The following is a 13,076-nucleotide window of genomic DNA, read 5'->3' as shown; positions in this document are numbered from 1 at the left end:
AGTATGAGCGAAGATAAATATAAAATATTAGTTGTTGATGATGAGGAAATAAATCTTCAAATAGTACAAATAAATCTTGAAACAGATTATCTTGTTGATACAACAATTAGTATTAAAGAAGCTTTAAAATTAATAGATCAAAATATTTATGATGCATTTATATTTGATATAAATATGGACGAAATGGATGGTTTAGAACTTTGTAAAGTTGTTAAAAACTATAAACAGTATATTTATACTCCTGTTCTATTTGTGACAATTTTAGATGAGGTAGAAAAAATAGAACAAGGTTTTGAAAATGGTGCTTCTGATTATATTACAAAACCTGTAAATCCTCAAGAGCTTAAAATAAGATTAAAAGCTCATATAAAAACATCAAAGAATCAAATTGAATTATATTATCAACAATTGATTTTAAATGAACAAATTGAGAAATTAAGTTATGAGCTTGTTACTGCTAATAAAAATACAGCTATAAATGAAAAATTTTTTCAAAATAGAGAAACAAATTTTAAATATAACGATGAACGAATAAAGGAAAATCTAAAAACAACTGAACTTTTTAATGAAAAGATTTTGATAATGCAAAATAAATTAAAAAACCAAAAAGAACTTTTAGAACGTGTAAAAAGCTCTTTAATATAGTCATATTAAAGCTCTAAAAATGTTTAGAACCTCTAAAAATTATCTTTTAAATTTTTTCTTATTTTTAGGAATTCATCTAAGTTTTCAAAAAATATATCAATTAGTTTAGGTTCAAAATGCTTACCTTTTTGTTCTTTAAAAAATTGGAAGATTTCTTCATCTTCCCAAGCTTCTTTATAACATCTAGAGCTTCCCAATGCATCAAAAACATCTGCAAGAGCTGTGATTCTACCGTAAATATGAATTTTATCACCTTTTAAATTTCGTGGATATCCTGTTCCATCCCATTTTTCATGGTGCTCATAAGCAACAATAGCAGCACATTTAAGAAGTTCTCTATTTGAATATTTAAGCATGTCATATCCTAGTTTGGCATGAGTATTCATTATTTCTCTTTCTTCATCATTCAATCGTCCTGGCTTATTTAATATTAAATCTGGAATACCAACTTTCCCAATATCATGCATAGGACTTGCTTGTTTTAAAAGTTCTGCATCTTCTTCTGATAATCCATATTCAAGTGCAAATAGTTTTGAATATTCAGCAACTCTTTTTACATGATTTCCTGTTTCTTTACTTCTACTTTCTGCAATCGCACCCATTGTAAAAACTACCTCTCTTTGTGTTTCTTCTATCTCTTTATTTAATTTTTCTACTTCATTAATTTTAAGTTGAAGTTCATCATATTCGTATTGTTGTCTTTTATCACTTCTTATCATGATTTTGTCTTTACGTTTTATGTCTTTGATGATTTTTTCAGTTGTTTTATTAAATTCTTCTTTTAGTTTTTCAACTTCTTCTAAAAGCTTATCTTCCATTGTGCAATTCATTTTATATCCTTTAAACTATTATAAGATCATTGTCTTTTTTTATTGTTTCTTTTAATCCCATATCACATCTATTAATTAATCTAGCAATGGAGTCTTTCTCTTTTTCAAATTTAGAAATTGCAAAATTAAAGCTAATTTCAAAATTATAAATATCTCTTTTACTATTTAATTTATTTTCTAAAGATTTAGCTTCTTCAATTTTTTTATTTATTAAAACTATATAAAATACGCCATCTTCTTCATAGTAAATTATTGAATCTTTACTAATGTTATATCCTATAAACATATGAGTTTTTTCAATAAATTTTTTTATAGAAGTATTTAGCTTGATAACTTCTGTAATTTTTCTAAAATTTTTTAATTTTAATTTAATCAAAATAAAATCTTTTTCATTATCAATAAAAGCTAAAGATAAAACTTTTTCCAAACTAATATTTTGAAGTTCTTTATTTTTGCTATTATTCAATTTTTTATCATCATCAATACTTACAGCAAACTGATGTTTTATTTCTCCAAAATGCTTTATATAACCATTTAGTTTTTTTTGTATTATTGTTCTTTCAAGGGTTAATTCATTTAATATATTTTTATATTGATCTATTTCTTCTTTATATTTTGAAAGTACATTTTTTGTTTTTTTATGTTCACTTATATTTTCAAACAGTTTATTTCTTGCTATTTTGATTGTATAGTCAAGATTATCACTTAATGATTCATTTTTATTTATAATAGAATTTTCAATATTGTCTGAAACTTTTATAGTTTTTTCATATCTTTTATAAAGTTTTTTATACTCATCTAAAAGTTTTTCATATTCATCAATGCAAATACCTTCTTGATATATTCGATTTAATTCTTTAGTTACTTCAGAACTATTTTGAATAATTCTATCTTCTTTTCTTGTTCTCATTCTTTTACAATAATATTAAAATTTAGTTTTTGAAAATCTTCTTTAAAGTCTTCACCTATTTCTAATACACCCTCATTATCACTTCCATAAATCCAGTTAATCGTAAAATTTAGTTTAGAACTAAAGTCTTCTATAAGATCAAATATTTCAAAGAAAACCCTTGAGCTACTTGAATTAAAATAAACTATCTCTATGTTTAATGTAATATCTTTATTTTTTGTTTTGCTAAAGAAATTCTCCATTAAATTAAGTATTGGGTCATAAAATTCTAAGGTATTCTCAGGATAAGAGTTTCCTTTTATATTTAATACTCCTTCATTTGTATTAAATTTTACTTCTGGTGTATATTTAGTCTCTTTTATAATTAAATTTTCCATAATATATTCCTTATTTTATATTTATTGTTAGATAAAAATTTGATTTATCATTGTTTATTTCTTCAAATTCGTATGTAATATTTTTTGCACGTTTCGCAATTTCATAAAAACCAATACCTGCACCTATTTCATGTGAATTAGCAGCACTTCTTCTTAGCTCTTTGTATCTTTGTTTTATTTCATCTTCATTTAGTTTTTTTATTTCTTCAATTCTTTTGGTGATTTTATTTTTATCAGCTAATGAAACAATATTTTGAGAATGAACATAAAAATCGCCTTCTTCATTTTTACCAACTAAAATTAAGCCATTTGATTTAAAGAGATTGATATCATCAGATTCACTCTTAGAGTATTTGATTATGTTTTGAGTCATTTCAATCAATACAGTAAAAACATTATGACTAATTTTTTTAGGAATACCTTCTATATTTTGTTCTTGTTCTAAGGCTTCAATCATCCCTGAAAGTAGGGTTTGGGACATAACTCCCACATAAGTCATAAAAACTATTCCATCATCTTCTATTAATTTTTTTATGTGTTTTATTGGCATTTTTTCTCCTTAAATTTCTACTGCTAAAAATGTAACATCATCTATTCGTTCCATTTCACCTTGATAATCTTTTAATTCTTTTAATAATATTTCTTTTTGTTCTTCCATGGGTTTATCTTTATTTTCATTGATGATATTAATAGTACGTTTTTTTGAAAAGGATTGATTTTTTTCTCCACCAATTTGGTCAATATATCCATCACTAAATAGATAAAATTTCATACCTTTTTCAACTTTAATCTCATGATTTACAAACTCATAATTTACATCTGAATTTTTATAACCAATAGAGTGTCTATCTCCTTTTATAGTTTGTATTTCTTTATTATCATAATAAATAAGATAATTAGCAGCACCTGCATATCTGAGTATTTGTTTCTTTTTATTGTAATAAATGATTCCACCATCAAAGCCTACATTTGAAGCTAGATTTCTTTCTTTTTGGTTTAATATATCTTTTAGTTCTCTATTAAAAGATTGTAAAATCTCACCTGGATTTATTTCTTGATTAGGATTGTTAATCAATTTTTGAGTAATTTGTTTCTCAATTGCTTTAATAAGCATAGAAACAAATGCTCCAGGTACACCATGACCTGTACAGTCAATTACCATTAATAAACACTCTTCTTCATTTCTTAGTTTTTCTAAAAAATAAACATCTCCTCCAACTATATCTTTAGGTTCCCAAATGATAAATTTATCAGAAAAGCAAGAGTTTATAAAATTATTTGTAGGCAAAATTGATTCTTGAATAAATGAAGCTACTTCTATAGAAGATTTTGTATTTTTATTTAATTCTTCAATCTCTTTTTGAGCTGTAATATCTTGTCTAATTGCACTATATCCAATAATGAAATTATCATCATCATATTCAGGAGAAACAATTGCATAAACCCAATAGTAGCTACCATCTTTATTTTTATTTTTAATTTCACCTTGCCATGTATTTCCATTTTGAATAGTGTTCCACAACTCTTTAAATGTTTCAGGAGAAGTATCTGGATGTCTTACTATACTTTGAGGTGAGCCAATTAATTCTTCTTTAGAATAACCACTTATTTCACAAAAAGCTTTACTTGTGTAAGTAATAACTCCTTTTAGATTTGTTGTGGAGGCAATAACATTTTCATCAAATTTATTGAATAATTTTTCAAACTTTTTATTTTGTTTTATTATTTTGTCTTTTAATTTGTCAGCTTCATGTTTTTCAGTAATATCATAACAATAGCCCACGCTTTTTATATGAGTTCCCGAATTATCATAAAAATGTTTCCCTTTTTCTTCTAAGACTTTTATTTTATTATTTTTTAATATTATTTCATGGGAAATAGCATAATCTCTTTTTTCTTCAATAGAATCCATAAACTCTTTATCAATAGCTTCTCTTTCTTTTAATGGAATCATATTTAAAAATTCATCATAAGAAATCTTTTCATTTGTTTCTAAAATAGATTTAATATTTTTAGTCCATATAACCTCTTTATCTTTAGAATGAAATTCCCAAATTGCAATATTCGCAATATTTGAAGCAAGATCTAATCTATCTACAATATTTTTTTGTTCATTTAAATTTGAGAAAAGTCTTCCAAAAATTTTGATTATAATAAAACTTAAAATCAATGAAAATATTAATAGGGTTAAAGTCAAATAAATTTCTTGTATAAGTTTAGATAGTTTTTGTTCTTCTAACTTTTTTTCGTCAACTTCAAAAACTATGAAAAGATCTTCAAAAAGATCCAATTTTAAACGTCTTGATAAAATATTTTCTGATGTATACAAATCATTTGCTAAAATATTTTGATACTCTTTTTCATATTCACTTCCAATATTGTATTTGTCCTCTTGATAAAATCCCCAATTTTTTGATTTATCATGACTTGCAATAATAAATCCTAAGTTATCTGTTAATGTGATTTTAAACATAGGTTCATGACTTAGTTCTTCAATTAGATTATCAGTAAAATAATTTATAATTATTATTCCTTTGAATTTATCATTAGTATAAATAGGTTGGATTGCTCTTATTGTTGGTTTATAAGGAAGCTCTATTTCACCATTTTCCATATTTAACTCTAATCTTGAAAACCATACTTCATTTTTATTTGCATATTTTGATTCATTAAAGTAATACTTATTTGATTTATTTTGTAAAAGAGATTCAGGAATAATTTGTGCTTTATTTGATCTGGTTTTTCTTTCAACTTTTATGATTTCTTGACCATCTTCATTTATATATCTAAATTGCATAAAGTTATTATTAGAACTCATTAATGTTAAAAATAGATCTTTTAATTCATTTTTTTCATACTGATATTCATTATTATTTGAAGTTATAAAATCATTAAAAATTTTAGAATCGCTTGTTGCTGATATTATACTTTTAGAATCTTTTATAAAATTTTTAACTATTTCTTCTTTTTTTCTTGAAAGATCTTTTGCATTTTTTAAAATAATTTCTTCTGAACTTACTGAATGGAAGAAATTTTCTATTAGTAAATGTGATAATGAAATAATCACAGAAAAAGCCAAGAAAATTAATAGTATTCGTTTGTTATTTTGTTTATTTTTTAATTTCATAATTATTACCTTATATTTCTAAGGTAATTCTACTTTTAAATTGTTAGGAAGTGGTAAGGGAAAATGTAAAAGATATAATTTTTATCTTAATTAGTTATTTAAATCAATAACTATCTTATATCCATAACCATAGACATTATTAATTTCAATACCCTCAAGTTTTTTTCTTAGCCCTGTAATCATGGTTTTCAGGCTCTTTCTATCTCCAGCTTCATTATTTTTTTCCCAAACTTCATAAATAATTTCATTATAAGTGAAAACTTGATTTGGTTTTTTTAAAAGAAAATTTAAAACTCTTTTCTCTTTTGGAGTCATCTTTATTATTTTATTATTAGAGAAAAGTTCAAATTCACTTGTTTTCCATATAAGAGTAGGAGAGATATTTATAATATCTAATTCAACTGTATGAAATCTATTTAGCTCTTCAATAGATTCTTCAATAATATTTTTTAAAGCTGTAAAATCAATAGGTTTTACAAGATACTTAAAAAGTTTAAGTTCTGTTGCTTGAAGAAGAGTTTCTATATCATCTTTACATGTTGTGATTATTATTTTTGAGTTTTGATCTAATTGTCTTATTTTTTTTATAAGTTCTATTCCATTCATAATAGGCATGTTTAAATCACTAATAATTATATGAGGATTAAATTTTTTATAGAGTTCAAAAGCTTTTTTCCCATTTTCAGCTGTAAGTACATTGTAATCTTCTTTTAAAATTTCTGATAACATTTCAAGACTTATTAGTTCATCTTCAGCTATTAAAATTCGATACTTCATAGATGGCCTTTTATGGAAAAATATAAAGTTATTTTAACATAAGAGTTTTAATAAAACTCTTATTGTTATTTAATAAAGTTTAAACCTCAAATAAGACATCAGTTCTAATAATATATTTTATTCCAGAACTAATTGTATTTGAGCTATGTAAGCAATGTAGTGGATGTAAACCATGGGGAAAACATAATACTCCACCTTTAGGTGTTCTTATATTCACTAATTCTTTTTCACCATTCTTATTTACAACAAATTGTGTTTCTCCACCTTGGAAATCTTCGCTTAGTAAAATTAAAAAAGTCATTTGACTATATCTGTCTTTGTAAAAATCACTTATTAATTCTTTATTTACTACACGACTTCCTGGCCAAGAACCATCTGAATGAAGTTTAAAAAAGTCTCCTTTTGCATATTTATAAAATCTAAATCGTTTATTTATTCCTAAAGTTTTTTTCCCATAAAAAATTTCTTTGTCATCATACATAAAATTTTTACATCTATCCCAAATAATATCATGGGTTAAATCATCAACTACCCATGTTATATTATCATTGTGTCTTACACTTCTTGGTAATGAAACAGCTGCATCTTCTAGGTATCCTAACTCTTCTGTTTGTTTAATAAAGTTTTCACACTCTTGTTGTGTAAAAACATTTAATAATTGAAAAGCACCTGGTACATCATCTAAATCTATTCTTGTAATATGAGGTTTTAAATTTTCATCTAAATTAATTTCATTTTCTTTACTATTTGCCCACGTTGGTAAAGAGGGATTTTGGGCTCCTGCTTCCCTTGCTACTATATAAAAACTATTATTCATATTATGCTCTTTGTGTAATTATTTTAACTTGTGTAAATTGTCTGTGACCATCAGGAGAACCATGATAACCAAAACCACTTTGTTTAGATCCGACCCATGGAGTATCTCCTGCTGATCCTAAACCTTGATTTATTCCAAGCATTCCAGCTTCTAATTCTTGGGCTACTTGCTCAACACCATCTTTTCCATAAATAACAGCTCCCAATCCAAATTCACTATCATTTGCTTTTTCAATTGCTTCTTCATTTGTATCAAAATAAGAAATACTAACTATTGGACCAAATGTTTCATCTTGAAATACTTTCATTTTATTGTTTACGTTTGTAAGAATTGTTGGTAAAATAAACCCTTCTTTATCTTGTTTTTCTCCAAATATGATTTTTGCACCTTTTTGGCAAGCATCTTCTATTTGAGCTAATATATTATTTCTTTGTTTATCATTGATTATTGGACCAATATCTGACTCTTCATCCCAAGGTCCAACCTTATAGTTTCTTGCATATTGAATAACTTTGCTTTCAAAAATATCTGCAATAGATCTATGAACAAAAACTCTTTCTGTTGAGGTACACATTTGCCCAGCATTTTCAAAACTACTTGCAACTGCAAATCTAGCTGCACCATCAATATTCGCATCTTTTAGTACTATTAATGAATCTTTCCCACCCAATTCCATAATCAATCTTTTTAGTCCTGATGATGCATTTTTCATAATATCAATTCCGGCATCTTTAGATCCTGTAAATGCTATTAAATTTACATCTGAGTTTACAAGTGCTTTTCCTTGTTTCTCATTACCATGAATAATTTGAAGAAGATCTTTAGGTAATACTTTATTAAATAAATCAACATATTCTTGAGCTATTAAAGGTGTTTCTTCTGAGGGCTTAAAAACAACACTATTTCCAGTAATTAATGAAGGAATAATCAACCAATGAGCCATAGCCAAAGGGTAATTCCATGGAGAAATAACAGCGCAAACCCCCAATGGATTATATTGCATTTGTGTTTTCATACCTGAATTTTCAAATATTTGTGTTTTAACTGCATCTTTTATATCACGTGCTCTATATGAAACATCGTAGGCACATCCTGATACTTCACCAATAGATCTATTTAAGTCTTTTCCCATTTCTTTACTTAAAAGTACGGCTAATCTATTTATTTCAGGAATTAATTGCTCAGCTGCTTTTACTAAATATTGTATTCTTTCCTCTATTGGAATTTTTTTCCATTTTTTTTGAGCAATTTTTGATTTTTCTATTATTGTGTTTATATCTTCAACATTTGTTATTAAAACTTTTCCTATGAGTTTTTTATTAACAGGATTACGAGATTCTAAATATTCATTCAATTATTATCCTTTATTTTAAAAGGAAATTATATATGTAATAAACTTAAAAGTTTATTACATTACTTTAGGTAAGTAATGTAGAAAATTACACATATTATTCTATATACTTGTATATATTTATATATATAAATTATTGGAAATAAATTTCATTTCAATTATACTAACAATCCCAGAAAGCCTATTTTAGCTTAATAATAATTCAATTCTTAAAAGCTTATTTATGGAAATTTTGCTAGTATAGTTCGTATATTAAGTATAAAATTACAGTTTAGTAGGCTTTTAGCTAACTTTTTTAAAATAAATAAGATTTAGACAATTAAAGACATACTTCCTTAAAAGTAGGCAAAATGATACAAAAAATTAAATTATATTACTATTTATTTAGTATTTCTATTCTTATTCTTTTTTGTATTGATAACTATGTTTCATATACCCATGAAAAGACTCTTACTCTTAATCGTACATCAAATAGTAGTTTACTTATTAGTGAATGGATAAAAAGTGCATTTATTAGTTCAGATTATATTTTACAAGATATGATTTATACTGTGCCTAGTTCAGAATTGCAGTATCCTGCAAAAAATATAGATTCTTATAGAAAAATTACAAAATATATAAATGATAAACGTAAAACTTTACCAAATGCAAATGGAGTGGGATTAAATGATAAAAACTGTATTTTGACACATACTCCAGCTATTGTTGGTTTTAATGCAATTGATCGTGAATGGTGTAGTGTTCCTAAAAATAATCCAAAAATTCAAACATATATTTCAAATATGTTTGAAAGCAATATAGGTGAACTTATGGTAGTTCAAGTACGTAAGTTTCCAGGTGAAACTTTTACAGGACTTGCAGGTCTAGGAGTTAATTTAAATTTCTTTTCAAAATGGTTAGAAAAGGTAAAAACTACCCCTCATGGAATGATTGCTATTGTTGATAGTAAAATGAATCTTTTAGCAAGACAACCAGCTTTAGATAATATGCTTGGGAAAGAAATTGATAATTCTATAATAAAAGATTTTATTGCATCAAATACAACACAAAGCCTGTATAGTGGTAAAAACATTGTTTTAGATAAAGAAAATAGTATTTATAGTTTAAGAAAAGTTGATAATTCACCTTTTGTTGTTATCGTAGGTGAAGCTGATGAAGATTGGCAAGAAAGATGGAGAAAACAAGTTGTCGTTTCTATTTTAATATTAATAACACTATGGATAATGGCTTGGCAAATTTTACAACACTATATTCAAACTTTAGAAAATGAAAAAAAACTAGAACATCTTTCTCAAACTGATCAATTAACAGGATTATATAATCGACATAAATTACATCAGGTATTTACATCTGAAATAAATCGTAGTAATCGATTTGAAGAAGTATTTGGCGTTATATTATTAGATTTAGATTTATTCAAAAATGTAAATGATACATATGGCCATGATGTTGGGGATTTAGTTTTAAAAGAAATATCAAATATTTTAAAAGATAATATTAGAGCTTCTGATACATTAGGAAGATGGGGTGGAGAAGAGTTTTTAATTATATTACCAAAAATAGATATTGATGGTGCAAAAATACTAGCAGAAAAACTACGAAAAGAAATTGAAAATCACCAATTTACAATAGCTGGAAAAATGACAGCAAGTTTTGGTCTTGCTTATTATAAAAAAGGTGATGACGAAAATAGTATAATCAAACGAGCTGATGATGCTTTATATAAAGCAAAGGAAATTGGCCGTAATATTGTAAAGATAGAAGAGTAAGTATATTGTTATTTTGAAATTAATTGATTAAAAATGGTGCGGATAGCGAGATTTGAACTCGCACACCCGTGGGGCACTACCACCTCAAGGTAGCGTGTCTACCGTTCCACCATATCCGCACATTATTTATAAGCATTTACTTCTAAGGCTTTGAAAATAAGGATGAAATACTACTATCATAATACTTCATCTAAGATTAAGTATTATGATGAGTTTTTTTTGCAAAAGAATTGAAGTTTATTTATTTTCTAAACTCTTTTTCATTTACTGCATCAAGAATTCTTTTAGCTATTCTAGATGTGTTTATTGCAATGTCATGTGTTTGTGTTGCAACAGATGCATTGCTTTGTGTTTGTCTATCTAGTTTATTTATAACATCATTTATTTGTTCAATACTTGTTCTTTGTTCATTTGATGATATTGAAATATCTTGTATTACACTTGTCGTTTTATCGATACTTTCTTTTAGTTTTATATAACCTTTTATCATGTCATCAGCAATTTGTTTACCATTGTTTGTTTTATTTGTTGCATTTTCAACTAATGATTTTATCTCCTTTGCTGCTTCTGCTGAACGAGATGCTAAGTTTCTTACTTCTTGTGCAACAACAGCAAATCCGCGTCCTGCTTCATCAGCAGTTGCCGCTTCAACAGCTGCATTTAAAGATAAGATATTTGTTTGAAATGCAATTTGATCAATTACAGTAATAGCATCTGCAATAGCTTGCGTTTGTTCATTTATTGAATCCATTGATTCCACAGTTACATTCGCTAATTTTTGACCTTCTTCTATTGAAGATGTTAATTCTTTTGAATGACTAGTCATTACAGATATTCTTTCTGTATTATTTATAACAGTACTAGTAATTTCTTCTAGCGCAGCTGCTGTTTCTTCAAGTGAAGCAGCAGTTTCATTTGATGCTTTATTTAAAATATTAACATTATCTAATAGTGTTTTTGAGCTTTCATCTAATGATAAACCATTTGTTTTATTTTCTTGTAACATTTGATTTATTATGTTTGATAAATTATTTAATCCCTTTGCTACATCACCCTTTGGATTTAAAATATTATTTACAAAGTTTAACTTAGAATAATTATCAAGTGATGATAAGATTACATTGATATCTTCATTTACATTTTCTTTTATTGTTTTAATCATCTCATTTAGCATACCTTTTAATTCATTTAATGATGTATTAGATGTTTTATTTTTAATTTCTAAATCAAGATATCCTTCTTTAACCCTATTAACAACAATTTTTACTTCTTCGATTAGCTTTTTATCTTCATTAAGATTAAAAGAGATTAATTCCATTTGCTTATCAATCTCTTCTGCCATTTTTCCAAATTCATCATTTGTTTGAATATTAAGTTTATTGATATCTTTTTCTTCACCTTTTAAGTATTTAAAAAAGAAATTTAAGCCATTTTCAAAAGTTTTTAATGGAGCTAAAATTTTTACAAGTGCAAAAAATAGAATAGCTAAGATAATAACAAGTAGAATAATATATAAAATCACTTCTTTGATAATATTTGTATTTATATTATCTGAAATAGCTTTTTTATCCAATTGAATCATTACTTTCCATTTTGTAAGAGGAATTTCACTATATGCAATTAATTGAGAATTCCCTGCATCTATTGCTTCTGAAAAATGTATTGAATTTTCACTTTTTATTTGTTCATAAATTTCATTTTGGACATTAAATAGTTTTTCATCTTTATGAACTATTGTTTTACCTAATTCATCAATTAAATAAGCAAATCCTTCTTCTTCAATATTAACATTTAATACAGTTTTTACAACTGTATCAAGTGTAATATCTGAACCTATAACTCCTATTACTTTTCCATCTCTTTTTATAGCTGCTGAAACTGATATAACTAATTTTTTTGTAGAAAAATCAATATATGGTTCAGTAATTCCAGCTTTATCTGATTCAATTGCTTTTTTATACCAAGGTCTTGCACGAGCATCATAATCATGTGTTTGAGGTGTTCTAAATGTTGCATCAAATTGTAAGAAATTACCATTCTCTGCAATTCCTAAATACAGTCCAGAAAATTTACCTGATAAATTACCTAATCTTAATTTATCAACTATTTCTTTATTTTTTACATCAAGTGGTAAATTTGAAATTTCTTGCGCAACTGCTTCCACAGTATCTATTTTTGATTGTAAATAATTATTAATTGATTTTGATGTTTCTTTTGCTAAGTTTAGTTCTGTTTGTTTTATTAAATTATATTCTGAAGTATAATTATTATAGGCATTATAAAATCCTAATATAATAAATGAAACAGATATACTAACAAATAATAATATAAGAATCTTGCTTTTTATTGCAGTTTGATTCATGGGGTGTCCTTTTTAAAATTTACTATTGATTGTATAGTAGTATTAAAAAGAGTTTTTTTAGTGTGTAAAAAAAGTTATTTATGAACAATTGGTATAAAAATGACATAAAAA

Annotated in this window: 10 protein-coding genes, 1 tRNA gene and 1 pseudogene; 2 read left to right on the top strand and 10 right to left on the bottom strand. The window is 25.7% G+C overall.

The window, feature by feature from the left end; genetic code table 11:
• Positions 1–3: 3 nt before the first annotated feature.
• Positions 4–645: a PleD family two-component system response regulator gene (locus ABVS04_RS11465; protein ID WP_368030867.1), complete on the top strand. Its 642-nt coding sequence runs from the start codon at positions 4–6 to the stop codon at positions 643–645.
• Positions 646–677: 32 nt separating this feature from the next.
• Here the strand turns inward: ABVS04_RS11465 and ABVS04_RS11460 are convergent.
• The 8 genes and pseudogenes from ABVS04_RS11460 to ABVS04_RS11425 all read right to left on the bottom strand — a co-directional run.
• Positions 678–1,334, bottom strand: a pseudogene (locus tag ABVS04_RS11460) (HD-GYP domain-containing protein); the annotation flags it as partial.
• 151 nt (positions 1,335–1,485) lie between these two features.
• On the bottom strand, positions 1,486–2,385 hold the full coding sequence (locus ABVS04_RS11455) for a hypothetical protein (RefSeq protein ID WP_368030866.1): 900 nt from the start codon (positions 2,383–2,385) through the stop codon (positions 1,486–1,488).
• Positions 2,382–2,762, bottom strand: coding sequence for a DUF1987 domain-containing protein (locus ABVS04_RS11450; protein WP_368030865.1), 381 nt, complete (start codon positions 2,760–2,762; stop codon positions 2,382–2,384). Before ABVS04_RS11450 ends, ABVS04_RS11455 begins: the two co-directional genes overlap by 4 nt.
• A gap of 10 nt (positions 2,763–2,772) precedes the next feature.
• Positions 2,773–3,312 carry a SiaB family protein kinase gene (locus tag ABVS04_RS11445; protein WP_368030864.1) on the bottom strand — a complete coding sequence of 180 codons (540 nt, stop codon included), beginning with the start codon at positions 3,310–3,312 and terminating at the stop codon, positions 2,773–2,775.
• Positions 3,313–3,321: 9 nt separating this feature from the next.
• Positions 3,322–5,889 (bottom strand): PAS domain S-box protein, encoded by a 2,568-nt coding sequence (locus ABVS04_RS11440; RefSeq protein WP_368030863.1) that lies wholly within the window; start codon positions 5,887–5,889, stop codon positions 3,322–3,324.
• Positions 5,890–5,979: 90 nt separating this feature from the next.
• Positions 5,980–6,666, bottom strand: coding sequence for a response regulator transcription factor (locus ABVS04_RS11435; RefSeq protein WP_368030862.1), 687 nt, complete (start codon positions 6,664–6,666; stop codon positions 5,980–5,982).
• A gap of 79 nt (positions 6,667–6,745) precedes the next feature.
• Positions 6,746–7,483 carry an oxidoreductase gene (locus ABVS04_RS11430; RefSeq protein ID WP_368030861.1) on the bottom strand — a complete coding sequence of 246 codons (738 nt, stop codon included), beginning with the start codon at positions 7,481–7,483 and terminating at the stop codon, positions 6,746–6,748.
• Position 7,484: 1 nt separating this feature from the next.
• The gene (locus ABVS04_RS11425) at positions 7,485–8,837 is read right to left on the bottom strand and encodes an aldehyde dehydrogenase (RefSeq protein WP_368030860.1); all 1,353 of its coding nucleotides are present in this window, start codon (positions 8,835–8,837) and stop codon (positions 7,485–7,487) included.
• A 347-nt stretch (positions 8,838–9,184) separates the two neighbouring features.
• Between ABVS04_RS11425 and ABVS04_RS11420 the strand changes: the two genes are divergently transcribed.
• Complete coding sequence (locus tag ABVS04_RS11420) at positions 9,185–10,603, top strand: diguanylate cyclase (protein ID WP_368030859.1); 1,419 nt, start codon at positions 9,185–9,187, stop codon at positions 10,601–10,603.
• Positions 10,604–10,637: 34 nt separating this feature from the next.
• Here ABVS04_RS11420 and ABVS04_RS11415 read toward each other — a convergent pair.
• Together ABVS04_RS11415 and ABVS04_RS11410 are read right to left on the bottom strand one after the other, a co-directional pair.
• Positions 10,638–10,722, bottom strand: a tRNA-Leu gene (locus tag ABVS04_RS11415).
• Positions 10,723–10,844: 122 nt separating this feature from the next.
• On the bottom strand, positions 10,845–12,965 hold the full coding sequence (locus tag ABVS04_RS11410; RefSeq protein ID WP_368030858.1) for a methyl-accepting chemotaxis protein: 2,121 nt from the start codon (positions 12,963–12,965) through the stop codon (positions 10,845–10,847).
• Positions 12,966–13,076 lie beyond the last annotated feature (111 nt).

Source organism: Arcobacter sp. s6 (genome assembly GCF_040884245.1).
Taxonomy (GTDB): domain Bacteria; phylum Campylobacterota; class Campylobacteria; order Campylobacterales; family Arcobacteraceae; genus Aliarcobacter.
Note: the sequence above shows the minus strand (reverse complement) of the source record. Positions and strands in the feature narration are given on the sequence as shown.